Source organism: Candidatus Neomarinimicrobiota bacterium (genome assembly GCA_041154365.1).
Classification (GTDB): domain Bacteria; phylum Fidelibacterota; class Fidelibacteria; order Fidelibacterales; family Fidelibacteraceae; genus Fidelibacter; species Fidelibacter multiformis.
In genome coordinates this window covers 890,446-916,491 of the sequence record AP035449.1, presented here as the reverse complement: position 1 = coordinate 916,491, position 26,046 = coordinate 890,446, and the positions used below count along the sequence as shown (strand labels likewise).

Sequence of the window (26,046 nt, the reverse complement as noted above, 5' to 3'; positions counted from 1 at the left end):
AAATAAATCATGTATTGTAATTATGATTTATCTGATAGAAATTCTTACTAATCCAGAATAATCCCTTCCTTCAGGAGGATGTATGACACAGATTCGGCGGGAACTCAGCATGAGTCATGTATTAGGCATCATCATCGGGACCGTCATTGGGTCAGGTGTTTTCATCAACCTTCCCATTGTTCAACGGGCTACAGGAAGTCCTCTGTTGGCGGTTCTGGCCTGGTTTATCGGCGGACTCATCTGGCTTCCCCAGATTTTTATCCTTAGTGAAATGGGCACTGCCTATCCGAAACAGGGATTTGGGTATTTATACCTTCAAAAAGCGGGAAGCCCCTTTCTCGCTTTTTTGTATGTATGGACTGTTTTCTGGACCAGTGACACCCCTTCCATTACCATTCTTGCCATGGCTTCTGTTGCAGCACTGGATATCTTTTTCCCTGTCCTTACCGATTCTATATGGACACGGTTTTTTGCTATTCTGATCATCCTGGTACTCACTGGAGTTCATATAAAAAGTGTCCGCCAGGGTGGCCGGCTTCAGGTGGTTTTGACAATCCTCAAAATCTCACCCCTCATACTGCTGTCTTGCATCGGACTGGGATTTTTAAATTCAGATACACTTTTTTTCATTCCTGAGGGATTTACCACAGATCAACCTATTGGTTGGTTTGCGCTTATCGCCGCTGGTGTTTCGGCAACAATCTGGAGTTATGCCGGTTTTCCGAATATCCTCTATATGGCCGGTGAAATTAAAAATCCCAGGGAAACTCTTCCCAAAGCCTTGCTGGGGAGCACCATTTTTGTAACGCTCACATATACAGCTGTTGCCTTTGCCACCGGGGCCATCGTCCCCCATGAGGTACTCATTGCCATTTCAGGTGGTTTTGCCAATCCCTTCAGATATCTACCCTTTTTTGCTACTTTTGCCGGAGGTTTCCTGGCCATCGCCGCTTTTATATCCATGGTGGGAGCAACGAATGCCTGCATCATGGTACAGCCAAGAATTCAATATGCAATGGCCAAAGATAAACTCTTTTTCAGCATTTTTGGTAAACTTCACCCACGCTTCGGTACCCCTTACACGTCTATTCTCCTCCAGTCTTTCATGGCCATCCTCCTTATCTTTACACCAGGCGGCATTGGTAATTTGCTGGGTTATTTCACCCTTTCTTACATCCTCCAAAACCTCCTCGTCTATGCTTCCATTTTCTGGCTGAAAAAAAAGGAGGATTACCTTCCTTCTTATCACGCACCGGCGTGGCAAATCATGGCAGGATTATCTGTTCTTTTTCAACTGCTTCTATTATATGGGACCTTTATGGCCTATCCCATCAGCGGAATTTTGGCGGCAGCTGGCCTTATTCTCACAGGCGCTCCGGTGTATGCCTATTTCCGGAGCCGCCAAAAACAGAAAAATGAAACTATTTGAACTCCCGGATGTGTAATTGTAAATTTGATCATAACGATGATAAACAATGCATAAAAAGATCACAACATTTCTCCTGCTTTTGCTCATCACTTCGGCCTTTGCCCAGGTTCCGGATGTTGTCATCAGAACCCTGGATCATAAAAATGTACATCTCCGGGATTATGTCGGAGAGCCCCGCCTTCTCCGTCCAGATGCCTCCCGCTATGGAACAGTGCTTGTTTTTTTCAGGACTGATGACCCCACGCTTGAATCCTGGTTTGATGATCTTAATCGTCTGATCAAAGAGACCAAGACAGCAAAACGTAAATTTTTCTATGTTGCCGTGAATCAGGATGTCGAGATTTTGAAAACATTCAAACAATCCCACAAACTTTCTGCACCCCTCTATATGGATGTCTTTAATGTGTGTGCCAGCCTTCTTGAGAGTGTCCCCGGCACCCTGACATCCGGACCGGGGATCGTGATCTATCAACCGGATGGGACCTTTGTAGAAAAATTCGTTCCCTTTCAAAGTCATCAGGCAGATCATCTGAAATCCGCCATAAACCGCCTTCCCTGAATCAACGCTTTTCAAATTTGTTTTAAGCCGCCTTTATCATAAATTCCGGTCGTGATACCAAAGCAAAAAATTCGTATAGGCCTTTTTGGCGTCGGGAAATTCGGGACCTATCACCTGGAAAACTGGCTGGCGATTCCTGAAGTGACAGTCGTTGGCTTTTGTGATATCGATCCCCAAAAACAAAAAGAAATACCCGAAAAGTATCATATTCCCTCCTGCTCCCACGATGAACTCATTGAAAAATGCGATCTGGCAGATATTGTAGTTCCTACCATCTCACATTACGACATCGCCAAAAAAGCCCTTGTGGCCGGTAAACATGCCTTTGTGGAAAAGCCATTTACCGAAACCCTGGCTCAGGCTGAAGAACTTCTTTCTCTCACCGATCCGGACAAGGGACCCTTTTTAACTGTTGGATTCATTGAACGCTTTAATCCCATCTTCAAAAAAGTATTGAAATCTTTTCCTTTGAAACCGGTCTTTATTGAATCTCACCGTCTGGGACAGTTCAATCCCTCCAGGGGAACAGATGTACCGGTTGTGATGGAATTGCTGATCCATGACATTGACATCCTCCTTCATGTTGTACGGAGTCCCGTTTCAGAAATACGTGCTTCCGGATCGCCTGTATTATCCCCCCGGACCGATATTGTCAACGCCCGGGTAGAATTTGAAAACGGTACCGTTGCCAACCTTACCTCGAGCCGGATATCCCCTAAAAAGATGCGAAAAATGCGGTTTTTTCAGCCCAGCGGATATGCCTCTGTCGATTTCATGAACCAAAGTGCCGATTTGTATCAGCTTGAGGATAACTCGGAAGCAAATGCCAAAGACAGTGAACGGATTATGGTGAATATTCCCAAAGATTTTGAAAAAGGCTTTCGGTATCACAAACTGACCGCCCATCAAGAAAATGCCCTTCAAACGGAACTCCGTGAATTTGCCCGGACCTGTGCTGAAGGCACCCTACCGGTTGTAAGTGGGATGGATGGCTATCAGGCTCTCAAACTGGCTATTGACATTCAAAATGCCGTGATGGCCCATCATAAAAAATACGCTTCCATCCAATAAATATGACTAAAAACACCAAAGCCCTGAAAGACATCCGGTCTTTTTGTATCATCGCAGGGGATCATTCCGCCGATGAACCCGGCTCACGGATTATTCGGGCGTTAAAAGATGCTTATCCTGAATGTTCTGTCTTTGGAATCGGCGGAAATCAGATCGCCGCGGCAGGGACAGAGCTCTTATTTCACTCCAGGGACACAGGATTTATGGGATTTTATGAAATTCTCATAAATATCCCCTTTATCCGTACCATGTTCAAAACCGTAAAAAATGCCATCCGTACCCGCAAACCGGAGGGTATCCTTCTGATTGATTACCCCGGTTTTAATTTAAAAATCGCCAAATGGGCCCATAGACGAAAAATTCCGGTTTTCTACTATATCGCGCCCCAAACCTGGGCCTGGAAAGCAAAACGAAACAAACAAATCAAAAAGTACGTGACCCATCTTTTTACCATCTTCCCCTTTGAGGAACGCTATTTCAGTCAATTTGGCATAAAAACAACCTTTGTCGGGCATCCCCTGGCAAACCGGATTTTATCCACCGAATATCCTCTGCTGGAAGATTTACACCTGCCGGTAGATTCCACCCTTCCCCTCATCAGCATTCTGCCCGGGAGCCGGAAGCAGGAACTGATCCGGCACATTCCCATTCTGAAGGATACAGTGAAAATTCTCAGGGAAAAATTTCCCACATGGCAGTTTGTCATCTCCAAAGCACCCTCCATTGATGACAGTTTCTGGCGGGATTTATGCGGGGATTTTCACATTCCCGTGTATACCGGCGATGTGAATAAACTCATAGCCAATTCCAGTGTCATTGCCGTCTGCTCCGGAACCGCCAGTTTACAGGCAGCCATTCACAACAAGCCCATGGTTATTTTCTACAAAGCAGCAGGACTCACCTATCATTTGGGACGGCGGCTGACCAAAATGCGGTTCATCGGGATGATCAATATTCTGGCAGGTCAATCCCTGGTGCCGGAACTTTTACAGCATGAATTCACAGCTGAACGCCTGGCCCGGGAAATACAGGCACAAATGCTGACCTTTTCCCAGCGAACCATCAAACGGGTGCAAATAGAAAAACAAATCCATCAACTCCGGGTGGTACACAGCAGCGATAAAATTGTAGAGCTTATGGTACAGGATATCCGGACATGAATCTTTATTCACGACTGGTTGAAACATATATTCGCCATCGACACCGGATCTTTGACTCCGGAAAAAAAAAGATCAGGCGGATTGATACCTCCATCTTATCCACAGGGAGCCTGACCCTGGGTGGTGCCGGCAAATCCCCCCTCACACACTTTATCGCCAAGCTATTGATATCCCAGGGAGTTTCACCGGCCATTCTCAGCCGGGGTTATGGCAGGCAATCCCAAGGGATGCAGGAAGTGCATCTTTCCGGAAATCTTTCCAAAGACGCACAGCATTTCGGAGATGAACCGGTGATGCTGAAAAGCCTCTTACCCCATGTCCCTGTGGTTGTGAGTGCAGACCGCTATACCGGTGCCCGTTTTCTTGAACAAAGATATCAACCCCACGTGATTGTTTTGGATGATGGCTTTCAGCACCGTCGTCTGCATCGTGATATAGATATCCTCATTTTTAAGAAGGATTTTAAAGGAAAGAACGCTTCATATTTTCCTTTTGGGGATCTGAGAGATTCTTTAAGCCGACTGGAAGAAGCAGATTTTATTTTTCTGGAAACCGGTGCCATACAGGAAGTGTCTAATTTTCTATCTTCACAGGCTACCGTCATTCCGTACAAATTTACATTTACCCTGGATAACCCTGTCCTGCAAACAGGCCCGATCTGTGCTTTCTGTGGCATTGCCCGTCCGGACCGTTTTCAGGAAACCTTCCACATGCTGAATATCCATCCCCGATCATTTATCCCGTTCAAGGATCATGTTGTCTATACACCATCCAAACTCAAACGGCTGATACAAACAGGTTGTAAAATCTTTATTACGACTCAAAAAGATGCCGTCAAACTGCCGGAATCATTTTTAAAGACACACGTTGTACATCAGGTTATCATGGATATCGTTCCGGACATTCCTGTGGATAAACAAATCCTACATCATCTGAAGTTAAGTTGACTCATGCAGAATGTGAAAACAGTTAGTTATGGTTTTTGAGATGAGAATATCAAAATCCAGGATGGCTTTAACGATGCAGCTTGCCTTAAAGCTACCGATCATGGCAGCCCGGGTAGCATAGCCTCAAGGCGTGTTTCAAGTCCGGTATAAACAGCACATCCACCCTGGGAAGTGAGTTTAAAGTAAGTCTGTATAGCTTCCGGAATAGTGTATCATAAAATATCCCCTGCTTTCTCCTTATAAATCTTGAGATTGCCCGGGCTATAAAGCACAAAGCGAATCAGCCGGATGCTGTGTAAACCAGGAAGCAATTGTTGTACACAATGGAGAGCCACGTCTGCAGCATCATCAACAGGATAACCAAAAGCTCCCGTAGAAATCGCCGGAAAGGCAATGGAACGGATATGCTTTTCTTCTCCCAGTTTTAAAGCATTCAGGTAACATCGTGAAAGCAGTTCATCCTCTTGTTTATCCACACCGTATACCGGTCCCAGACAATGGATCACAAACTTATTCGGAAGGTTAAAGGCTGGTGTTATGACAGCTTCTCCCGGTAGGATTGGAGCTAGTGGCTTGCAAGCCTCAGCAAGCTTTGGCCCAGCGGCACGGTGAATCGCTCCTGCTACACCGCTTCCCGGCATCAATTGGGCATTGGCTGCATTAACAACAGCATCTATATCTTTTTGAGCGGCTATATCCCCCTGAAAAATTTCTATGATCACATGATTTGTGGTTTTCTTCATAAGTCACCTCGGTTTTCATGCAGGCTAAACTTATTTCACTATTAAAAAAGTTTGTATTAAAAGTAGAATCCAAATTTTAACAATTCAATGTTTCCATAACGATCACGGGTTAAACCAATTTCATCCTTCTCCAGCTCTTCATATCTATCAAGCACATAAATCCCAACATAAAAACTCCATCCCCAATAAAGGCCATACTCAGAAAAATAACGGGCTCCCACACCAAAAGCCGGTCCATATCTGTTGATGCTGCGCATGCGATTGGATAATTGTCCTTTACCATACTCATTAGCATACCGGAAATTGACACTTAGATAGATGCCTTCCTGTTTCTCTTTCAGGTAAAAACGGGGTTGAACGTCAAAAATGACAGCTTGATATTTTGTTTCTGTTTCATTTATATATTGATAAGGAAACGCTATTTCAAGAAAATTTGTTACATTAAAACGTGTAAATGTCCCAGTTATCCAGATGTCGCCACTTGTAGACATTAAAAGACCCGCCATGTTTATTTCTACCCCATACTTTTTTTTATCCAACGAATCTTTTTTTTCAGAAGCAATCGCATCGTTTTTATGCATTCCCAAAAGAGAACCAGGCAATATCTGAATAAAAAACATAATAACCATAATTATTTTTATCATCTCAAAGCCCTTTGAACTTTTTACGAATTGATAAAATCAGGATTCCTTCTTTATCCTCTCCGCAAAATTCTGAATTGCTTCAAAATCAATTTGAGAAACGGTTTTATCCACGCCAGAAATTTTTTTGATAATCGCCCGCTGGAGAAAATTCATTTTATCCATAAGGAATTCCCCTCCGAAACAACCGTGAGCGATGGCATGTTTTTTCAGTGTCTCGGGATACACGGCTTCAAATTCATCCCGGGCTTTGTGGTCTTTCTCCATACAGCAGATAAACAATCCAAGCTTCTTTTGGAGAATCACAGATTGATATTGGGCAAGATATTTTTTGATTTTCCCCTGAATCCGGCCGGCATGGATGGATCCTCCTACAATGATAACTTCAACGTTTTCTGGAGCCGGTGGTGTTTCCTTTTTGATATTCACAGACCGGACTTCATGGTTTTCCAACTGACGGGATAACAAATCTACGGCTTTTGCCGTTGTCCCATGGGTTGTGGCATACACAATGAGAATTTTCATATATCATCTCCTGAATTCACATATACCTGACAGTCACACATATTTTGATGTAACATTTTTACACCTTATCTGAATCCTGGTTTAAAACCTGTTCAGCCAATTCACATATCTTTTCTTTATAGGATTCGGGTGCTTCCAATTGTCCCCACCCTTTTTGCATCTGAAATATCCCGTTGTAAGCTGAATCATGGAAAGAGCGGATACGGTGGGGAATCCCCTCTTCTTTCAACACATCATCCAGTATCTGGGCTTCAATCTCATTGGTAAAGCGGTACACAGGAATCATCACACCGGTATCCTGATCTCCCTGATCTTTCATCATTGGATCATACCTCACGGTTATTGACTTAATTTAGTGTAAGTCCCAGGGGTTTTCGAGTATATTCTTTGCATATTCCATAAGATTGCATCGTGAAATTTAAAAATAAAGTTTAGTTTTATCTTTTTTAAAAGATGCCTAAGTTTTGATGGAGGTATGTAATGTCAGAATTTTTTGCACAACATCAGTTTCTCACCATGTACATTTTTCTACCCATAGCCATCATTGTTGCCCGGATATGTGATGTTTCTATCGGGACTTTACGGATAATTCTGGTATCCCGGGGAATGAAAGTGCTGGCACCACTTCTGGGCTTTTTTGAAGTCCTCATTTGGTTGGTGGCTATCAGTCAGATCATCCAGAATTTATCCAACTGGGTTAATTATGTGGCTTACGCTTCAGGATTTGCCCTGGGGAATTATATCGGAATGATCCTGGAAGAGCGCCTGGCCATGGGTATGGTGGCGATCCGGATTATTACCCAGCAGGATGCCGATGACCTGGTGGCAGAAATCCAGAAACGGCATATCGGTACTACCAGTCTGGCGGCCAAAGGCATGAAAGGACACGTGCGGCTGATTTTTTCCATCATCAAGCGCAAAGATCAGGATATGATATTGGATCTTATCCGGAGATACAATCCGGCCGCCTTCGTCTCCATCAGTGATGTCCGTTCAGTCAAAGAAGGATATTTTCCACGGACTACATCTGAGAAACAAACATTTCGCCGATTTCTCAATACCAGTTTAAAAAGAAAATGAATATCCGGCTCCTGGTTTATTCAGCTTTTACTGCTTCTTTCGAAGGAGGAAATCCTGCAGGAATTTTCTGGCAAGATGCAGATTTGAATTCAGGTCAGATGCAGGATATTGCCCGTCTTGCAGGATATTCCGAAACAGTTTTTATCCACCCATCCCATAAAGCAAATTATAGATTCAGATATTTTACGCCGGACATGGAGGTTCCGGCTTGTGGGCATGCAACCCTGGCGGCATTGACCTGGCTGAAAGACAGCGGTGCATTGAAATCTTCCAAGGGAAGCGTGGAAACACCCGGCGGATTGCTTCCTTTTATGATGGATTCTAACACGGGTTTCCTTTTTATACGGCAACCGGCACCTGTATATGGTCCTGTTTTGGATCCGGAACCTATAGCCGGTTCACTGGGTATTTCATCCGATTCGCTGGCTCCCGGATTGCCTGTCCAGTGTATGTCAACCGGACTTTGGGATATCATGGTCCCTGTTAAGGATGAGACCATTCTCATGAAACTGAAACCGGATATGGCAAAAATTCAAAAAATAAGTCATGAGTCATCGGCCACGGGGTATCATGTTTTTTCCCCGGCAAATCATCAATATGCGGCTTATTGCCGGAATTTTGCACCGGCGGCAGGCATTCCGGAAGAATCTGCCACCGGAACTGCAAGCGGTGCCCTGGGTGCATATCTGATAAAACACGGATCCATAAATTCCTCTCATATGATATTCCGTCAGGGAGATGCTCTGAACCGTCCGTCAGAAATTCATGTCCGCATAGAAAATCATAATAGGCCTTACCTTCATATTTGGGTAGGCGGACAGGCCATTTCTCTCGGGAAAAAGAGTCTTACAATTTAAAAAAGTCATGAAAAAAAAAGGGGGATGATCACCCCCCTTTTCATGAGAAGCTATTCACTTAAATCAGGTATTCAGACCTTTTTCCTCAAATTCATTCAGAGCTTTGAGGGCTTGTGAGCCATACACGACAGCCGGTCCGCCACCCATGAGAATGGCCACACCGATTGTTTCCACAATTTCTTCACGGCTGGCACCGGCTTCCAGAGCATCGTGGACATGATAGGAAATACATCCGTCACAACGCACGCTGATACCAATAGCCAGGGCAATCAACTCTTTGATTTTTGCACTCAGAGCACCATCGGCAAAGCTTGATTCATGCAATTGTACAAAAGCCTGCATCACTTTCGGGCTTTCTTTGCCGTATTTCTCCATGAGCTTCCGGACTTGTTCATTTAGTTCAGGGTAACTGTGTACCATTTTATCACCTCGTTTGTTTATTACTAAGATAGATATGACAGATTATGTTACAAATCAGGATGTCACTATGTATGCCAGTTACTAAACAACCAGGTTACCATCTTTCCATACATGGTGGAGGTTCAAATCCTGATCCACGAGAAGAAGATCGGCCACAGATCCGGGTTGAACACAGTCATGAAAAGGGTGTGTACCCAGAACACGACAGGGATTTTCAGTAACAGTCCGTACGGCATCTTCCAGCGAACAAGCCGTAAAATGCATGAAACGGGCAGCTATCTCCCGGACACTCAGGTTGGTTCCGATAAGTCCGTCATCGTGGATAAAACGGGCTTCACCATTTTTAGCACGGAAGGCTTTCCCCTGATACACATACTCACCATCTGGAAGACCGGTACTCAGCATTCCGTCCGTAATGCATACACATCGTGAATATCCAAGAAGGGATGCCAGAAAACGGACCATTCGGGGAGCCAGATGTACACCGTCGGAAATAATTTGCACCGTAGCGCCGGAATTTACAATTTCAGGAATAGGGCCCGTTTCCCGGTGATGAATGGGTCGCATGGCATTGCAGATATGGGTCACATGATCGACACCCATCTCCAAAGCCTGTCGTGTTTCTTCGGCATTGGCATTGGAATGACCAAAAGAAGCGATAATATCCCGGGATTTCATGTCCCTGATTATGGATTCTGTCTCATCAATTTCCGGTGCAATTGTCATCATTTTCAAGGCATCGCCGCAGGTATTGGTGATATCTTCAAGGATAGACCTTTTATAAGGCGCAATACGATCCGGAAGAATGCCACCCCGCTTTTCAGGGGCAATAAAAGGTCCTTCCAGATGAATTCCTTTCATGCCCGGGCACCGGCCGGAATGAAACAGATCCCTAAGGATATTTAGATGATCATTTGGACCATCCGGGAGGTAAAATGTGGTTGCAAGGTATGATGTGGTCCCCAAACGGGTCAGCATGGCATCTGCCTGAATGACTTTTTCTGCTTCCCCGCAACTGAAATCTGCACCGCCGGCGCCGTGGACATGAAGGTCTGTAAAGCCTGAAACCAGAAAATATCCATGACCATCCATACCCTCTTTTACTGCGGGATCCGCTGGATATACATCCATCACCATGCCGGATTCCAGCCGGACATGAACGGGATTTTCCTCATGAAACACACGTACATTTCGGATAATCATCATCATCCTTTCTGCAAGATAACCGGTTTATCATAAAAAGAATCAGGAACTTTTAAAAACCGAAACCGGCACTGAAAGCATGGACATTTTTGAAATTTCCGAATTCCTGAAAGCCGTAATCAAAAACAAAATGGGTTTTACCCAGAGTTGTTCGGATACCGATACCGGCTGTGAGTCCCCTTTCATCATAATTTATAAGATATCCTGACCGAACGAAAAAGCTTTTATGAAGGGTGTATTCCATTCCAAACTTGATCCGTTCTTTAAAATCCCGGGGATGGAGGGATTCCACACCAAGGCGCAGGGTATGTTCATCCACTTTATCCGGGGCAAGGAGAGACATCAAATCCATATCGGCACTGAAACAGACCCTGAAAGGCATGGGAAATTTTTCCCGTTCAATCTGGATTTCCTGGGAAAAATTTTGGATTACGGCACCAAAACGAATCCCGTAAAAGCCAAATGCGTAAGTGGTACCGATATCCATCGCCGGTGCCCCATGGTTATAATCCCGATCGATGATGACAAGGGCAGTATCCGACAAATTTTTCCCTGCTGTCGCCACTTGGGCTGTGCCATAATCCTGATACGCATATTTGATCCGCAAACCATAGGAAAAGCGGTCACTGACCCGTTGGGAGAGGGTGATTCCTGCCACCCAGGCTGAGGGTGAAAAGACACCTGTTTCTACAAAACCATCATCATTTTCAGCTCTGCGGGTACCGTAGAAGTCCCCGTAATCCATGGACATATAATCCACACCAACAGTCATATTCAGGGGACCTTTCAGGGCAGCACTAACCGAACTATATCCCATATCGGCAATCCAAACAGTCTTGGAAAGGGTCACATCGGCTTTCCCGGGCATCCAGGCAATGGCCGAAGGGTTGGCATAAACACCATCCGCTCCGGTGACTCCAAGAACCCCGTTATCACCTCGACCCAAAGCAGCTGCAGAGACTGGATTTTCCAGGAAACGGAAACCCACCTGAGCTTTTTTCTCCACGCCGGCCAAAGACGCCGGTGACAGCAATCCGGCCAGGATCAACAGGGTAAACCATAAATCACATGTATTTCTTTTTTTCATCGTATCACCTGTCCTTTTATCGGATAACCACAAATTTCACGAACTGGTCATCCAGTTTATTTCCATCCACATCTTCAGCATCTGTGACGGCAAGAATATAAATACCCGTACTGATATACTGATTGGTACTTGTCCTCTGATCCCAGATCACCTGGTCGGTCCCGATATGGTCAAAATGTGTTACCTCATCACCGGTTTCAGTATAAACAGTCAATGTACATTTGTAAGGCAGTCTGGCAAACATCAGCTGATTGCTTCCGCCGGGGAAATTGAGAATGCCTGCATCCACCGTATAGGGATTGGGAACCACCCGGACCTCTTTTGATGTCGCCAATCCGGCTTTGAACGGCCGTGCCGGTAGCTGTGAACGGTTTGCATACCGTGAACTTTCCAGTTTCTGGCCGGGATAGAGTCCGAATGTGTTCTGACTACCATCATCCATGGCCGTGACGGCATAATAGTAAGAAACACCCCGGGTAACATCTGTATCGATATACTGGGTTTCATTCCGGTCTGTGGTTTCATAGATCAGTTCCCAACGTTCCTTGGAAACCAATTCAGAAGGTGCTCCGACGGCTGCTTCTCCCCGTTTGCGGTAAATCCTCCAGGCATACCAGTCATCTACACCAGTATCCGGATCATGATAATATCCGGCATCGGGATAAGACCATTCAACAATCACCTGGTCTGCATCACTAGTCACTTCCAAATCAGGTGGTGGCGGCGGATCCGGGACATTCAACCCGTTTTTATACGCCCAGTATGCCCGGTTCATAACCTCCGCCAGTGAATCCTTACCGGTCAGAATCGCCGCTTCTTTTTCTGCATCGGATATTTCCCCGTTAAACCAGGCCCTTCCAACAGAATCTGCGGCTTCCCAGGACAGAGAACCTACACCAATTGCATACACGGCACAGATTGAATCCTGAATATTCTGTTCATGATCCAGTGTAAGATCATAGGGGCCGATAGTAATAAAACGCATGGGACCTTTTTGTTTACCGGAAGCAGCAATAAATCCTTCGGTAATAGGATCCAGGGGGAACCTGCCCCGGTTATCCTCTCCAATATAGGTATCCCGGATCCCCAGATCACCTCTGCCCCAAAAGTCGTTTACAATATCCGCATGGGGAATGGCATAAGGTTGGGACACGTCATCAGCCGTCAGATCAAAGGTGTTTTTTGAAGAAAACAGCAGGGCATATCCTGGAATCTGGGGAGAATGAAGATGGCCTGTTTGCCGGTCCGGATCACCGGTGTCATCAGCACTTAATGTAATCACAGTATCCGGAAGAGTCTTGTTTTTATAAACCTCTCCGCCGGGTGTCTTGGCATCCCAGTAATAGGCGATTTTCAGACTGTCCCGTGGAGCATCGGAAGCAAGTGTGACAGGAGCGGCAAACCAGCTGTCCAAATCATCTTCCCCTTCATAGGCAAAATAGGAGTGAGCCATATATTCACCGGCTTTACTCGGACCAAAACTGAAAGAAATGGGCCACCATAAACGCATGGATTGGGATGGAAAGAAATCGGAGGAATCAGGATTTTCGATAGGCCGCATGGTTTCACCTGTGAATTTATACGTCGCCTTATAGATGATGTAATCCTGATGGTTTGGATTGCTGAATGCGTAGACCTGTACCCTGCTCCGGATACCGTAGGCTCTCAGGATATCTTCCCATTCAGCGACGATATCAGCGTTTAAATCCGGATCCACATCCCAGGTGTAATCCTGATTCTGACGGATACCATCAACAGTTACATAGGGTGTCCGGTAACGTCTTCTTTCCCATGAATAGTCATTTTTTCCCTGATTCACGCACTTGTAGGGAATGATTTTGTGCTGTCCCGTTTCATCTGTAAATCCGTTATCATCAGGACAGGCAGGATTAAAAATCTGGTACAGCATCTGGGAATGCCAGGTATCAGCAGGATAGTACCATTCCTCTGTCTGTTCCGGCCCTGTACCTGTCAGCATCCAGCTGTACTGGTTGGTAAACTGTCCTTCTCCATTGACCTTGTTCATTGTCAGGTTAATCTTATTGACATTGATAAACATAGGTTGTCCGGTAAAATTTTTCTGGGCCATTAGGTCAGGCGCCAGAAAAAGCGATACCAGGAGAATGGAAAAGAAAATATTGAGATACTTTGTGAATATGTGTTTCATATAACCCCCGATGATTTAAAAACTGAATGAAATATTGGCAACTATCCGGCGGGGATTCAGGAATATTGGTGCGTCGAACCATCCGGTATCGATATGCTCCTTATCCCATTCGCCCCATTTATCATCCCCATGTTCTTCGCCCTCTTCAAAGGGGAATTTGAGGGATTCCTGATAGCGGGAATACTGAGCTGTATTCATGCCACCAATATAGAGGCGTTTTTGGTTAAGGAGATTAAAAACCGTCACACCAATTTCACAGGTCAATCCACCAAGATAGATATCTTTGGTCAGTTTGGCGTCAACATTGGTGTAATCCACCACATCCGCCTTATACTGTTCACCGGTAACCATATCCTGCTTGATGACAATCTCTCCACGATCATCCCAGTTGCCACGAAAATTCAAATGCCATCCACCCAGAGGATAAATCCCCATCATGGGGAAGCCGAATTTTTCCGGTGAATGGAAGGTAAGACTTATATCCGCTTTGGGATAAGATTCCACCGTTGAAATATTGGCAGATCGGTTTGCCTCACGGGCGGTTACCTGGTTTTCATAGACATAGCGTACACCACTTTGTCCCCAGCTTCTCAGCATGTAATCCAGATTTGCCCAGAAGGTGAACCATTTTCCGTAATTCTTTTCAAAACGGAGTTCGATTCCTCTGACATCGGAAAAGGCATCCGGATAATATTTGGTGATGGCATAATCTTCCCAGTAGTTCACAAAGGTCCGGGGCAATGGATCATTTTTCACATCCTTGTAATAGAGAACGATATTAAAGAGGTACTGCTTCAGGAGTTGCTGTTCATATCCAAATTCATAGGATACCGTTTTTCCAAAAGGAAGTCCCGGTGAAGGAATATTGGCATAGTCCACGGCAATGGACTGGTTATAGAGAAATGAATAGGACGGCCTTTGATAAAAATGCCCGTAATTAAAGTACATTTTGCTACCCACGGTAATGGGGTAAGACACGCCCAGACGCGGAGAAAGCTTAAGCTGGGATTCTACTCCCTTTGTGGGCCATCCCGGCGGTTCGTCCAGCATATCCCTGAATACTTTCCACCGCTCATAAGAACCCCAATCGCCGGGAATATATTCATACACCAGATTATAAAACGCCGCATAATCGGGATCAAAGGGATGGGAAAGTTTATAGGATTTCCGCATGGGGTTGAAATAATCCCCCCGGAGGCCGATCATGGCGATCAGTCCTTCAAATTCCATCTTATCCTGAATGTATAAGGCTGCTTCAATAGGATTGATGGTATAGTACTGCCAGGTATCGGGAGTAAACATCTTTTTCGACTGAAGCCAGGTGCCGGCATAAACTTTGGAATGGGTATAGTTAAATACAAATCCTGTTTCCACTTCATGGTTCCTGCCGATTTGTACTTTCAGATCCCCTTTGATTGAAGAATTGATGGAATAGGAAGAATCCACATTCTGCAAGCCGCCATAAATCCAAAAATAGTCTGTAATATCTTTACCCCAGTTTGTGGAAGCATCGGGTGTCCCGATTTCGGGATAATTCAGGACATACAACCCTGAATCCAGCTTTACCCAGGATTTGTCCAGGGAGGTATCGGCACTCATGCTGTATACATCATGGTCCTGATAGGTTGCCTGGGCTTCCAGTGTAAAGAAAGCCCTGGGAGAAAGGGTATGATTGATTTTAAAGCCTCCCAGGAACCAATCCTGATCAAGATACATGAGACGGCTCCGGTTAAACATATTCTCCAGATTGCCTCCCAGAATTCTGGCCTGTTGATTGGTAGACTGGTTATTGTTGTTAAGGTAACCATATCTGAGGGTATTATCCTGGAGGACGCCCCCTGCTGTTGATGGCCTGCTGCTGCTGTTACTTTCCACCCGTGCATACATGGCATTCATGGAGATTTTCGTATTTTCGGTTAACCGGGTGGTAATTTTAAGATGTGTATTCCAATCGCGGTATGCATCCCGGGGACCCAGGGGATAGGCAAATTGGGATTGTTCATATTTTCCGGCCAGCATAAAGGTGGAGCGTTCAAATATTTCACCCAAAAAAGGAATCCAGGCCCCGGGCACAGGTCCTGTCAGTGTCCCTTCCATATAGAAATCCGGTTTATTGAAAATTTCATTGGTCGGATGCTGGAGGAGCCACAACTGTCGTTTTTGTTCTGCTGTAAGTTTGGCATCCAGTCCGATAATCTCATAATTGGCCCGTCCTTCCCGGCTGTTTTCCCACCCTTTGAAGGATTGAAATTCATTGGGAATCAATCCACTGGTATCATCCCGGGTACCAATGTAGGCCCATCCGTTTTCGGTTGTATCGGCAAAAATCCTGTAAATCAGAAAATCCTCATCCCAGGGATTTTGGCCAAAGTAGCGTTTCTGACCGGCCGGTGTATAATTGAAATTTCCGGCAAAGGAAAAGCGTTCCCGCGAACCGTCTTTCGTCACAATATTCACTAGTCCGCTTCGAAAACCACCGTATTTCGCTTCAAACCCACCGGTCATCACCTGCATTTCCTCCACAGAAGAGGCATTGATGGCCAGATAGGCATTCCCGGATCGGGGATCCCGGGAGCTGATTCCGTCAATCTGGACATCCGTCTCACGAATATCACCACCCCGGATACTCAGACCGGTTCCTTCATCTCCGGCAACCAGTTCGATTCCTTTCATACTGCCAATAAATTCATCCATCCTCATAACCGGCATGGCATCAATTCTGTCGGCATCTACAATTTCCTGACTGGAAGCCACATCGGCCCTAACCACTTCCCTTTCAGCCGTGACGGTGACCGATTGCATTTCCAAAACCGTTTGTTCCAGAGGAAAATCCACCGTGATGGTTCTGTCCATATTCACCCGGACCCCCTCTTTCTTCAATTCAGTATATCCCACCATTCTCGCTGAAATTGTATAGGTTCCGGGAGGGACATTCAGGATAAAATAAACACCATCTTCCCCGGATGCTGCGCCAAGGACATCATCCAGCGGCACCATCTTATCATTGAGTTCCTGATGGGTTATCATCACATTGGCACCCGGTAAGGGTTCACCTGTCTGTGTATCATACACCCTGCCTGTTACCTTACCTGACGCGGCATGCAAAATGCCGGCAAGGAATATGCCAAACAGAAACAGGTACACAGTTCTACGACTTTTAGGTTTCATACATACTCCAATTCTCATTGATTAATCATTGTCAATGATCACACCTCATGCAATCTTCAGTTACATGATAATGGTCCTGAAACATTCCCAGACAGCAAAGTTGCGTATTCCGGTACTATCTGTGTGTTTAGTTGGATTCGTTTTTTAGAATTGTGACCGGCAACAAATGGATTGAAGCAGATCTTTTTTAAAATACTGGGATTTCATCATTGTGTCAACAGCAAATTTTAAAAAGCAATGAAATTGATTTTCCAACCTGATGTACAGGATTGCCTTTATAAATAACAATTGATTCATTCGCTATGAAGTCCTACTTTGACACACAAATTCAGGATAGATGATGATTGACTATGTTTTGGCTGTGGATATCCGTTCCGATGCCGTTTCCGTCTCTGTTGTCAATAAAGACGGCGAGTGGTATTTCAGGCGGAAAAAGCATTATTCCGAGCGGACAGGACTTCAGGTATTGGCATGTATCAGGGATCAGATTGCCATTGTTGATGAACAGGCCCGGGATAACGGAATTGCAGTCCGCTACGCCGGTGTTTCGGTCCCTGGTATTTATAATGATGTTACCGGAGAAATCTGGGCCCCCAACATTCCCGGATGGCGGAAATTTCCCATTCGGGAGAAATTGATTGAACTTTTCCCTCCGAAGACATCAATTCATATCATGGCAGATCGCTGTTGTTGTATTTTAGGGGAAACCTGGCAGGGGAATGCCAAGGGCATCAGGAATATGGTTTACCTTCATATTGGTGCCGGTATTTATGCCGGATTGCTGGTGGATGGGCAAATCCTTCGGGGGAATGATCATATTGCCGGTGCTGCAGGATGGACGGCATTATCGCCTTCATTTCATCCTGAATACCGAACCAGTGGATTTCTTGAATATCACGCCTCAGGAAACGGGCTTGTAAAAATCGCCAAAGATCTCATCAACAATGCTCCCGGTTATGAGGGTGTCCTTTTATCCAAAGGTGAGCAACTGAATATGCAGGATATTTTTAACGCCTATAAAGAGCGGGATACTATCGCCATCAGTATTATCAACCAGGCTATCCAATTCTGGGGAATGGCGATTGCCAATATGATCAGTCTGCTCAATCCGGAAAAAGTGATCATCGGAGGGAGTCTTTTTGGTCCGGCGACTCAGTTTATCAGTCGCATCCGGGAAGAAATGGCCAAATGGTCTCAACCCTATTGCCTGAAAAGTGTCAGCCTGGAACCTACAACACTTGGCGGGTCCGGGAGTCTTATCGGTGCCGCCCGGCTGGCGTTTATTGAGAGTTTAGATGTTTAGACGGCAGTGGGCAGTGGACTGTCAACAGTCGAAAGTCGAAAGTCGACAGTCGAAAGTCGGAAAGTCGATTGATTCGATTGAATAGATTGATTGGTTTGCTTGCCCCGTGAAATGGGACAAGGCAGTGACGTGTGACGAGTGACGAGTCACAAGTGGTTTTTGTGGGGTAACTATTGTTTAATGTGATGAATTTTAGTGTGTGTTAGTTAATTGTGTAAAATGGGGATTTGCTTTGAAATCGCATAAAGATTTGGATGTTTGGAAAAGAAGTATTGCATGAGTTACAGAGATATTCAGGATTACGAAAGCATATCCAGATGATGAGAAATATGGTATGATCCATCACATGCGACGATCTGCTGTTTCTTTTCCATCTAACATTGCTGAAGGCTCTGCATGTAATTCTTGTAAAGAGATATCTATTTTTTATATGTTGCCCGGGCAGTATTTCGGAGCTGGAGACACAACTCATCATCTCACATCATCTCGAATATATTTCGGAAGAATTATTAGAAACATTTTTTAAAAAAATCCTTGAAATCAAAAACATGACTATCGGCCTCATCCGATACCTTTCCCGCCAATAAATGCCTTCCCTCAAACCCACTTGTCACGCGTAACGCGTTACTTTTTCAGTGGACAGTGGACAGTGGACAGTCGGCAGTCGGCAGTCAACAGTGATGAGGGGATTGGGGAGATTGGGGGATTGATTAGATTGATTTGATTGAAACCCCAGGAGCGCAGCGACGCTAACTTCCAACTTCCACTTTCTAACTTCTTTAATAGAATTGGCGATTTATTTGATTTAGCACCAGGATTATAAGAGAGAGGAGATATATGATTTCGTTTAGGTAGCGCCCCCCACCCCGGGGGTAAGATACAACAAAATGTGACACAATGCAAGATAATATTGTTAATCATATATATGATGATTTGGATTATTTAATCCATTTAATACAGTCCTCATTTAAATTTTGCGGCAGTTGTATCAAGATATCAGCTTATGGAAGATAATGGAATTGAACGCTGCACATCAGCGATCAAGAATTCAAGCAGCACTTCGTGCTGTTCAATTGCTTCGTTGCGCTCAGCATTCAAGCACCGCTACGCAGTGTTCAAAAAAGAAATCACCCGTTGAAATCCGCATATCCGGAATTGAACACCGAACGCAGTGAGGTGCTTGAACCCCATGAAATGGGGTTTGAACGCCGTCAGGCGTTGGAATACCACGCAGCGGCTACTGAACACCGAAGGCAGCGAGGTCCCTGCATACTCTCTTATTCATGCGAAAGGCAAATCATAAACAATGCTTCCGCCGTTCCATCCAGGGTCGGTTCATTGGTGGCATAATCTCCGATCAGATCATGGTAGACTACAATATCACTCTGAAAGGCTTTGTAGGGTTCTTCTTCCGGAATTTGAATATAAGCGTGATGTAATTTATGTGTGGAGAGATAGAGGGGGCCGTCCAGGAGGCCACCTGGAGTTTTAATTCCCTCCAGACTCAGCATAGACCCGTGTGCGTTCTGGGATGTCACGGTTCCCACATCAATAACCTGACTTACGCCCCAGGGATTTTTTCCAAATATCCAGTCCCGTGTATCGGCTGCCAGTTGACGAAATTGTGAGTCTCCGGTCATACGTTCATACAGAATGGATTCAACGATCAGTGCAGAAGCCAGGTTGTTTGAACACCAGATAAAGGGGTGTCCCACATTCCAGGGATAGATTTCAGCCCTTTCCTGAACCGCTCTCAGTTCTTTCCGGTAAAAATCTTCCAGCGTATCCTGAAAATCCTCTTCCACACATCCATGAAGCACATAGTGGCCTACATTCATAAAGGGGTAGTATTCATAATGCCGGGCTGTATCCTTCCCAAACCAGGAATCGGTCCCGGCTTGCAGGGCGTATTTTTTCGCTTCTTCCAGATAGCTGGAATCCCCGGTTGTAAGGAACAATTCCGCAGCGCCCCATTCCATATCATCAGCCCAGGTGGTTTCATGGTATCGATAACTGGCTTTATGGGGAACTCCCTCCTGGCTTCCAGGTTGTTTTTTACCCATAAGGTAGACTTCTTTCCCGGCTTTCAGGAAAATTTCCGCCTGTCCCGGCTGATTCAGGTCTTCTTTCCAGATTCGGGCCGCCCGGGCCATGACAGCAGCATACCGGCCGGCCAAATTTGCCAGTCCGGTTGAGGTATTGGTAAATTTTCCCAGCCCCTGGGGCTTACCGGTGGCATAATACACAACCCGGTAACTCTCAGGTCCCCATCCGTAATCCGATGAATCTTTGTAAGGATATTTAAATCCAATATGATCCCGGTCATCGGCTATCTGATGAAAAAGCTGATCCGGCTCCGGATGCATTCTCAGCATCCAGTCCAACCCCCATTTTGCTTCATCCAGAATATCCGGAATGCCATTTGGGAATGGCTGACCCAAGGCATTCACCTCATCGTGAAACCGAACCCCCGTTTCACTGTAGGCCAGTAAAAGTCTGCCGATGGTATTCCCGCTGGTCATCATATATTGCAGCAGATCTGCCGCATCGTGCCAGCCACCGAAAACATAGACAAAGGTTCCATCCGGCATCGGGCCATAGGCAGTCCTTCCATCCTTTGTGTGACAGGCCTCATCCAGAAAAGGATTATATCCACATCGCTGCTGCCGTATGTATCCCAGCATCTTTTCTCGGGCTTCAGAATATGTCCCCGATTCTTTGATAAAAAATGTATGGGATCGGATATCCGTCCCTGACAGTTCAATCCAGTATTCTCCCGGTTCCTGTAACTGGGTAAAATCGATTCTGTAATGAAAAGGGAATTGTCCGAAAGCCCCCTCATTGTGTGTTACTTGTCTTTTCAAAACCGTTTTCTGAAAGAGCTTTTTTGTTTTGATTTCCACAGTTCGATCTGATAAATCTTGATTTGAGAAAAGGACAGCCGTCTTTAAAGTTTCTGCGTGATAGCCCAGTTGATTTATCCGGAAAAAAGCCTCAAACTCTGAAGCCCCATTCAGGCTTACCAGATACATCCCAAGCAATAAAAAAAGATGTAGTATACGTCTCATGAGTATCCCTCATATTTATAAGTATTGTTCACAAATCAGTTCAAAGAGCACTGAACCCTGTTGAGGACGATGGAAAATCATTAACTGAAGATTGCCGTTAAATATATGACCATCCATTCAACCTTTCCACACTATTTTATTCCGTTTTCGAACCGTGATAACCGGCAGGGACATTTTCCTTGACAGATTGTTCCAATGTAGATAATTTAAGTTTACCGGAATTTTCAGTGACAGTGTGTTAATTCCGGGAAGCAAAAGCACTTACTCATCCTTTCCGGTTTAAAAAAGTTGCGGGATCCGGAAGTTTCCGGAGATTTTTTATTGTTAATCTGCAGATTCAGAGAAAGGAAAACCATGAAATCCATTGGCGTTGATCTGGGTGGGACAAAAGTCAAAGGCGCCCTGATAGACGAGCAGGGAAAAATACTCTCCGAACACTATGAATTGCTGTCCGGTCGTTCCGGTGTTGAAGTGGTTGACCTGATCCGGCAGACCATACAACGGCTGGCAGATCGTGTGAACACAGAAGATGGTGATCTGGCCGGCGTAGGAATCTGTGTCCCGGGTATTGCAGGTCCTTACCGTGAAACGGTTTGGGCACCCAATATCCCTGAATGGGATGAACTTCCCCTGGTCTCCCTATTAAAAAACTATCCGGTTTTAAAAGATATTCCGATATATGCCGATAGCGACAGGGCATGTTGTCTTCGGGGAGAAGCGATGTACGGTAATGCAACCGAAACCAGAAACGCTGTATTTATCACTGTTGGGACAGGGATCGGTGCTGGAATTATGGTGGATGGTCATGTATTAAGCGGTTTTGGGGCTATATCCGGTGCAACGGGCTGGATGGCTTTGGAACGTCCCTACAAGGACAAATTCAAACAGATGGGATGTTTTGAATACTACGCATCCGGAGACGGTCTTTCCCGAAGTGCAAAAGAATATTTGGATGAAAATCCGGAATATCAGGGATATTTCAGGCAACAACCCAACCCACCAAAATCAGAGGATATTTTTGCTCATTATGATGCGGGGGATTCCCTAAGTCGTTTCGTTCTGAATCAGGCCATAGAACTCTGGGGTATGGCAGCCGCCAACTATGTAAGTCTTTTCAACCCGGAAATCATCATTTTCGGCGGCGGCGTTTTCGGCCCGGCTGTCCGCTTTCTGCCTGATATCCTAAAGGAAGCCAAAAAGTGGGCACAACCTATTGCTATTCGGCAGGTCACCCTCAAAGCATCGGCGTTAGAGGGAAATGCAGCCTTATTTGGTGCTGCTGCCCTGCCCTTTGATAAACATGTAAAGGAGAGCCAATCATGAAAAAATCCATGCTGCAAATTTTGGCAGCCTATGCAGGAATGCTTTTATTTGGAATTGTGATGATTTCCTTAGGTACGGTGAATACTTTTCTATCGGAACAATTCGGACTGACAAATGCCCAGCTGGGAAGCCTGGCCGCTTTACTGCCGGCCGGCATCCTCGCAGGGAGCCTTGTTTTCGGACCTTTTGCCGACCGTTTTGGTTATAAATATCTGCTGATTATCAGCACGCTCCTGGTATCGGCAGGACTTTGGATGATGGTGGCCACAGAGACTCTTTTACCTGTTCAGGTCGCCTTCTTCCTTATCGGATTAGGCGGTGGAGCCATCAACGGCGGAACCAATGCCATGGTTTCCGATATCAACACAGAAAATAAAAGTTCCGCCCTGAGCCTTTTAGGTGTCTTTTATGGGATCGGAGCCCTGGGAATGCCTTTATTAACCGGATTACTGGTTAAAATTTGGACCCTGGCACAGGTTATCCGTTTTGTGGCGTTCTTTCTCATCATTCCCATCCTCTATTTTCTGATCATTCCCTTTCCCCCGCCTAAACATGCTGATAAATTTCCCATTTCCCGGTTGAAATCCTTTTTTAAGGATGGTATCCTGATCGGACTGGGATTTATCCTGTTTTTTGAAAGTGCTTTGGAAGGCATGGCCAATAACTGGTCCGCTGCATACCTCACCCATGATCATGTGGGACTTGCCCGGACACATGCCGTGATGTTTCTCACCTTTCTGGTAGCTGCTATAACCGTCGGACGATTGATCCTGGGTTGGGCACTTCGGAAATTGTCTCCCGTGAAAGTTCTCTATATTTGTTTTACTTTAATTCTCATGGGCAGTATCGGACTCCAGCTTACCGGATCGGCAATTCTCTATTCTGCACCGGCAATAACGGCTGCTTTTTCACTGATTCTGTTGGGATTGGGTTTTTCCGCCGGATTTCCGGTGGTTCTGGCGAAAGTCGGTGAGCGCTATCCCGAATTAAGCGGATCCGCCTTTAGCTTCGTGTTGGTGATTGCCCTGCTGGGAAATACCCTTCTGAATTATCTGACAGGCATTCTCACCAATTCGTTTGGAATCAATTATTACCCGCTGATGCTCATACTCAGTGTTGTGATCATGTTTGGTCTTGCCTTTGGAATTTTTAACGCTCAAACAAAAAAGGAATGATACAATGTTAGCAAAAGAATGGTTGAAAAAAGCATACGAAGTCATGAATGCCATTGAAAACACCCAGATGGAAGCCATCCAAAAAGCAGCAAAAGTTATGGCTGATACCATCGAAGCAGGACGCTGGGTGCACACGTTTGGATGTGGGCACGCAACCCTGCCCATTGAGGAAATGTACCCCCGTATCGGTGGGTTTGTGGGATTTCATCCCATTATTGAGCTTCCCCTCTCCTTTTTTACCCATATTGTGGGAGATATGGGTGTCCACCAGTTTGTGTTTCTCGAGCGGGTGGAAGGATACGGTGACCAGATCATGAAAGGCTACAATTTTGATTCACGGGATTGTATGTGGATTTTTTCCCATTCCGGTGTGAATGCCGTGAATATCGATGTGGCTCTGAAAGCCAAAGAGAAGGGGATGAAACTTATTGTTTTTGGAGCCCAAAAAGCGGCTGAAGGCCGGACAACCAAACATTCCTGCGGGAAAACCATGTTTGAGCTGGCGGATATCGTCGTTGATTCCTGTGCCCCTGGCGAAGATGCGGCTGTTCCCCTGAAAAACCATCCCGATAAAATCGGACCGGTTTCTACCATTGCCTTTGTAACAGCTGTTTGGATGACGATAACAACCGTTGCAGAAATTCTGGCAGATCGTGGTGTAAAATTGTATATTCACCCAAGTCACAATGTGGGTGATCCCGGTGCTCATGACAGGCTGGATGAAGCCCTGAAAGAGTACAAAAAACGGATTGTCGGCGTGTGACACCCCGATGAAATCTTTGTGTTGAGGCTGTCTTATCCCCTCCCCCCCCCAACCCGTAAGGCAGTCTCAGCACTTTTTTATTTGAAGGGAAATTTCCATGAAACGTGTGGTCAGTATTGATCTCTTCCGCGGAATTACTATCGCACTGATGATTTTTGTAAATGATGTGGCTTCCGTGCCCGATGCACCAAAATGGCTGCATCATGTTAGAGCGAATACCGACGGGATGACCCTGCCGGATCTGGTCTTTCCCGCTTTTCTCTTTATCGTTGGAATGGTAATCCCCATCGCCCTGGAAAAAAGACTATCCAGGGGCATCCTTCCATCACTGAAACATATCGGCGAACGCAGCCTGGCGTTAATCATCATGGGAGTCATGATGCTGAACTCCGGCGCCTATAACCCGCATATTGCCTGTCTCCCCAAGGCACTCTGGCAGTTGTTGATGTATGCCTCCTTTTTCCTGATCTGGAACATCTGGGAGGACAGATCCACCTTGAAACGGTATATGCCAAAAATCGGGTGGATTCTTCTCATCTTTCTCGCCGTCATCTATCGCCGGGGGGATATTTCCGACATCCAATGGCTCCGGACCGGCTGGTGGGGAATTTTGGGACTCATCGGATGGGCTTATGCCGCCGCTTCCCTGATCTACCTGTTTTTTAAGAACCGTGAAGAGATCATCATCCTCAGCATGGGGTTTTGTATCCTTCTTTTTATAGGGGAAGTGTCCGGCCGCCTGGATGCCCTGCAACCCCTGGTGGATTTTATTCACCCGGGTAAATTTCTCGGGACCCACACACTGATTGTCCTGGCCGGACTCTATGCCGGTCTGCAACTGAAAAAAGGACGGAATGTCGTCCTGAAACGATTGCCGGCAGAAGCCCTGGTCTTGTGGTTGGCCGGCTGGCTCCTGCACAATGTATATATCGTGTCTAAAATACAGGCCACACCTGTGTGGGGACTCTGGAGCGCAGCCTTGTGTGTTTTGATTTTTCTGTTGATTTATTTTATCGCCGATATCAAGGACCTGAAAACCTGGGGCAACCCTTTTCAACCTTCGGCACAAAATCCCCTCACGGCCTACCTGCTTCCGGCTGTTTTCTACATTCTTTTTGATATCCTGGCTATCCCTTATTTTCAATGGGGACAGCAAGGATACATTTTGGGCCTTTTTCGGGCTTTTTTCTTTACTGGAATCATTCTTTTTGTTACACATCTGTTTACGAAAATGAAAATACGGTTAAAACTTTGAAAACAACTCTTTTGTGGAATAAGATCTTAGAAACCGCTTTGTGTGAGTAAGCACTTTTATGAATGTACAGATTAGTTTAAATTGCTTTAATGAATGATGTAA

The 26,046-nt window shown here is 45.5% G+C and carries 23 protein-coding genes and 1 pseudogene; 14 read left to right on the top strand and 10 right to left on the bottom strand.

What is annotated here, in order from left to right; translation table 11 throughout:
• The first annotated feature begins 82 nt into the window (after positions 1–82).
• The 5 genes from strainIA91_RS04015 to lpxK are packed head-to-tail and all read left to right on the top strand — an operon-like array spanning position 83 to position 5,166.
• Positions 83–1,429, top strand: a complete 1,347-nt coding sequence (locus tag strainIA91_RS04015) for an amino acid permease (RefSeq protein ID WP_400167843.1) — start codon at positions 83–85, stop codon at positions 1,427–1,429.
• A 46-nt stretch (positions 1,430–1,475) separates the two neighbouring features.
• Positions 1,476–1,988, top strand: a complete 513-nt coding sequence (locus tag strainIA91_RS04010; protein WP_400167842.1) for a hypothetical protein — start codon at positions 1,476–1,478, stop codon at positions 1,986–1,988.
• A 51-nt stretch (positions 1,989–2,039) separates the two neighbouring features.
• Positions 2,040–3,059, top strand: coding sequence for a Gfo/Idh/MocA family oxidoreductase (locus strainIA91_RS04005; protein WP_400167841.1), 1,020 nt, complete (start codon positions 2,040–2,042; stop codon positions 3,057–3,059).
• 2 nt (positions 3,060–3,061) lie between these two features.
• Positions 3,062–4,219: a lipid-A-disaccharide synthase gene (lpxB, locus tag strainIA91_RS04000; protein ID WP_400167840.1), complete on the top strand. Its 1,158-nt coding sequence runs from the start codon at positions 3,062–3,064 to the stop codon at positions 4,217–4,219.
• Positions 4,216–5,166: a tetraacyldisaccharide 4'-kinase gene (gene lpxK / locus strainIA91_RS03995; protein WP_400167838.1), complete on the top strand. Its 951-nt coding sequence runs from the start codon at positions 4,216–4,218 to the stop codon at positions 5,164–5,166. Before lpxB ends, lpxK begins: the two co-directional genes overlap by 4 nt.
• A 212-nt stretch (positions 5,167–5,378) precedes the next feature.
• On the opposite strand, the gene strainIA91_RS03990 is transcribed toward lpxK, so the two are convergent.
• From strainIA91_RS03990 to strainIA91_RS03975, 4 genes are read right to left on the bottom strand one after another with little or no spacing between them, the layout of a single operon-like run.
• Positions 5,379–5,909, bottom strand: coding sequence for a macro domain-containing protein (locus tag strainIA91_RS03990; protein ID WP_400167837.1), 531 nt, complete (start codon positions 5,907–5,909; stop codon positions 5,379–5,381).
• A gap of 56 nt (positions 5,910–5,965) precedes the next feature.
• Positions 5,966–6,553, bottom strand: a complete 588-nt coding sequence (locus tag strainIA91_RS03985; RefSeq protein ID WP_400167836.1) for a hypothetical protein — start codon at positions 6,551–6,553, stop codon at positions 5,966–5,968.
• A 36-nt stretch (positions 6,554–6,589) separates the two neighbouring features.
• Complete coding sequence (locus tag strainIA91_RS03980) at positions 6,590–7,075, bottom strand: flavodoxin domain-containing protein (protein ID WP_400167835.1); 486 nt, start codon at positions 7,073–7,075, stop codon at positions 6,590–6,592.
• Positions 7,076–7,133: 58 nt separating this feature from the next.
• On the bottom strand, positions 7,134–7,397 hold the full coding sequence (locus strainIA91_RS03975; protein ID WP_400167834.1) for a putative signal transducing protein: 264 nt from the start codon (positions 7,395–7,397) through the stop codon (positions 7,134–7,136).
• A 158-nt stretch (positions 7,398–7,555) separates the two neighbouring features.
• Between strainIA91_RS03975 and strainIA91_RS03970 the strand changes: the two genes are divergently transcribed.
• Together strainIA91_RS03970 and strainIA91_RS03965 are read left to right on the top strand one after the other, a co-directional pair.
• Positions 7,556–8,155 (top strand): DUF2179 domain-containing protein, encoded by a 600-nt coding sequence (locus strainIA91_RS03970; protein WP_400167833.1) that lies wholly within the window; start codon positions 7,556–7,558, stop codon positions 8,153–8,155.
• Positions 8,152–9,012: a PhzF family phenazine biosynthesis protein gene (locus strainIA91_RS03965; protein WP_400167831.1), complete on the top strand. Its 861-nt coding sequence runs from the start codon at positions 8,152–8,154 to the stop codon at positions 9,010–9,012. The genes strainIA91_RS03970 and strainIA91_RS03965 overlap by 4 nt, the downstream gene beginning before the upstream one ends.
• A 63-nt stretch (positions 9,013–9,075) precedes the next feature.
• On the opposite strand, the gene strainIA91_RS03960 is transcribed toward strainIA91_RS03965, so the two are convergent.
• From strainIA91_RS03960 to strainIA91_RS03940, 5 genes are all read right to left on the bottom strand, one after another.
• Positions 9,076–9,432 carry a carboxymuconolactone decarboxylase family protein gene (locus strainIA91_RS03960; RefSeq protein ID WP_400167830.1) on the bottom strand — a complete coding sequence of 119 codons (357 nt, stop codon included), beginning with the start codon at positions 9,430–9,432 and terminating at the stop codon, positions 9,076–9,078.
• 81 nt (positions 9,433–9,513) lie between these two features.
• Entirely contained in the window at positions 9,514–10,641 is a 1,128-nt protein-coding gene (nagA, locus tag strainIA91_RS03955; RefSeq protein WP_400167828.1) for an N-acetylglucosamine-6-phosphate deacetylase, read from the bottom strand.
• A 46-nt stretch (positions 10,642–10,687) separates the two neighbouring features.
• A complete protein-coding gene (locus tag strainIA91_RS03950) occupies positions 10,688–11,722 on the bottom strand; it encodes a PorV/PorQ family protein (RefSeq protein ID WP_400167827.1) in 1,035 nt (344 codons plus the stop codon).
• A 16-nt stretch (positions 11,723–11,738) separates the two neighbouring features.
• Complete coding sequence (locus tag strainIA91_RS03945; RefSeq protein ID WP_400167825.1) at positions 11,739–13,889, bottom strand: hypothetical protein; 2,151 nt, start codon at positions 13,887–13,889, stop codon at positions 11,739–11,741.
• A 15-nt stretch (positions 13,890–13,904) separates the two neighbouring features.
• A complete protein-coding gene (locus tag strainIA91_RS03940; protein ID WP_400167824.1) occupies positions 13,905–17,057 on the bottom strand; it encodes a carboxypeptidase regulatory-like domain-containing protein in 3,153 nt (1,050 codons plus the stop codon).
• 337 nt (positions 17,058–17,394) lie between these two features.
• Between strainIA91_RS03940 and strainIA91_RS03935 the strand changes: the two genes are divergently transcribed.
• The 3 genes and pseudogenes from strainIA91_RS03935 to strainIA91_RS03925 all read left to right on the top strand — a co-directional run bounded on the left by strainIA91_RS03935 (position 17,395) and on the right by strainIA91_RS03925 (position 18,947).
• Positions 17,395–18,360: an ROK family protein gene (locus tag strainIA91_RS03935; RefSeq protein ID WP_400167823.1), complete on the top strand. Its 966-nt coding sequence runs from the start codon at positions 17,395–17,397 to the stop codon at positions 18,358–18,360.
• Positions 18,361–18,649: 289 nt separating this feature from the next.
• Positions 18,650–18,769 (top strand): annotated as a pseudogene (locus strainIA91_RS03930) (four helix bundle protein); the annotation flags it as partial.
• Entirely contained in the window at positions 18,741–18,947 is a 207-nt protein-coding gene (locus strainIA91_RS03925) for a four helix bundle protein (RefSeq protein WP_400167822.1), read from the top strand. The pseudogene strainIA91_RS03930 and the gene strainIA91_RS03925, both read left to right, overlap by 29 nt.
• Before the next feature lie 690 nt (positions 18,948–19,637).
• On the opposite strand, the gene strainIA91_RS03920 is transcribed toward strainIA91_RS03925, so the two are convergent.
• Complete coding sequence (locus strainIA91_RS03920; RefSeq protein WP_400167821.1) at positions 19,638–21,428, bottom strand: glycoside hydrolase family 9 protein; 1,791 nt, start codon at positions 21,426–21,428, stop codon at positions 19,638–19,640.
• A 354-nt stretch (positions 21,429–21,782) separates the two neighbouring features.
• Between strainIA91_RS03920 and strainIA91_RS03915 the strand changes: the two genes are divergently transcribed.
• The 4 genes from strainIA91_RS03915 to strainIA91_RS03900 all read left to right on the top strand — a co-directional run bounded on the left by strainIA91_RS03915 (position 21,783) and on the right by strainIA91_RS03900 (position 25,944).
• A complete protein-coding gene (locus tag strainIA91_RS03915; RefSeq protein ID WP_400167820.1) occupies positions 21,783–22,751 on the top strand; it encodes an ROK family protein in 969 nt (322 codons plus the stop codon).
• Positions 22,748–23,926 carry an MFS transporter gene (locus tag strainIA91_RS03910; RefSeq protein ID WP_400167819.1) on the top strand — a complete coding sequence of 393 codons (1,179 nt, stop codon included), beginning with the start codon at positions 22,748–22,750 and terminating at the stop codon, positions 23,924–23,926. The genes strainIA91_RS03915 and strainIA91_RS03910 overlap by 4 nt, the downstream gene beginning before the upstream one ends.
• Before the next feature lie 4 nt (positions 23,927–23,930).
• Positions 23,931–24,689, top strand: coding sequence for a sugar isomerase domain-containing protein (locus strainIA91_RS03905; RefSeq protein ID WP_400167817.1), 759 nt, complete (start codon positions 23,931–23,933; stop codon positions 24,687–24,689).
• A gap of 97 nt (positions 24,690–24,786) precedes the next feature.
• Positions 24,787–25,944 carry a DUF5009 domain-containing protein gene (locus strainIA91_RS03900; RefSeq protein WP_400167816.1) on the top strand — a complete coding sequence of 386 codons (1,158 nt, stop codon included), beginning with the start codon at positions 24,787–24,789 and terminating at the stop codon, positions 25,942–25,944.
• Positions 25,945–26,046: the final 102 nt, after the last annotated feature.

Coding starts and splice junctions, on each gene's coding strand:
- strainIA91_RS04015 (WP_400167843.1), top strand. CDS start 83: ATGACACAGATTCGGCGGGAACTCAGCATGAGTCATGTATTAGGCATC.
- strainIA91_RS03945 (WP_400167825.1), bottom strand. CDS start 13,889: ATGAAACACATATTCACAAAGTATCTCAATATTTTCTTTTCCATTCTC.
- strainIA91_RS03935 (WP_400167823.1), top strand. CDS start 17,395: ATGATGATTGACTATGTTTTGGCTGTGGATATCCGTTCCGATGCCGTT.
- strainIA91_RS03910 (WP_400167819.1), top strand. CDS start 22,748: ATGAAAAAATCCATGCTGCAAATTTTGGCAGCCTATGCAGGAATGCTT.
- strainIA91_RS03970 (WP_400167833.1), top strand. CDS start 7,556: ATGTCAGAATTTTTTGCACAACATCAGTTTCTCACCATGTACATTTTT.
- strainIA91_RS03990 (WP_400167837.1), bottom strand. CDS start 5,909: ATGAAGAAAACCACAAATCATGTGATCATAGAAATTTTTCAGGGGGAT.
- strainIA91_RS03975 (WP_400167834.1), bottom strand. CDS start 7,397: ATGATGAAAGATCAGGGAGATCAGGATACCGGTGTGATGATTCCTGTG.
- strainIA91_RS04010 (WP_400167842.1), top strand. CDS start 1,476: ATGCATAAAAAGATCACAACATTTCTCCTGCTTTTGCTCATCACTTCG.
- strainIA91_RS03920 (WP_400167821.1), bottom strand. CDS start 21,428: ATGAGACGTATACTACATCTTTTTTTATTGCTTGGGATGTATCTGGTA.
- strainIA91_RS03960 (WP_400167830.1), bottom strand. CDS start 9,432: ATGGTACACAGTTACCCTGAACTAAATGAACAAGTCCGGAAGCTCATG.
- lpxK (WP_400167838.1), top strand. CDS start 4,216: ATGAATCTTTATTCACGACTGGTTGAAACATATATTCGCCATCGACAC.
- strainIA91_RS03915 (WP_400167820.1), top strand. CDS start 21,783: ATGAAATCCATTGGCGTTGATCTGGGTGGGACAAAAGTCAAAGGCGCC.
- strainIA91_RS03905 (WP_400167817.1), top strand. CDS start 23,931: ATGTTAGCAAAAGAATGGTTGAAAAAAGCATACGAAGTCATGAATGCC.
- nagA (WP_400167828.1), bottom strand. CDS start 10,641: ATGATGATGATTATCCGAAATGTACGTGTGTTTCATGAGGAAAATCCC.
- strainIA91_RS03980 (WP_400167835.1), bottom strand. CDS start 7,075: ATGAAAATTCTCATTGTGTATGCCACAACCCATGGGACAACGGCAAAA.
- strainIA91_RS03940 (WP_400167824.1), bottom strand. CDS start 17,057: ATGAAACCTAAAAGTCGTAGAACTGTGTACCTGTTTCTGTTTGGCATA.
- strainIA91_RS03900 (WP_400167816.1), top strand. CDS start 24,787: ATGAAACGTGTGGTCAGTATTGATCTCTTCCGCGGAATTACTATCGCA.
- lpxB (WP_400167840.1), top strand. CDS start 3,062: ATGACTAAAAACACCAAAGCCCTGAAAGACATCCGGTCTTTTTGTATC.
- strainIA91_RS03985 (WP_400167836.1), bottom strand. CDS start 6,553: ATGATAAAAATAATTATGGTTATTATGTTTTTTATTCAGATATTGCCT.
- strainIA91_RS03950 (WP_400167827.1), bottom strand. CDS start 11,722: ATGAAAAAAAGAAATACATGTGATTTATGGTTTACCCTGTTGATCCTG.
- strainIA91_RS03965 (WP_400167831.1), top strand. CDS start 8,152: ATGAATATCCGGCTCCTGGTTTATTCAGCTTTTACTGCTTCTTTCGAA.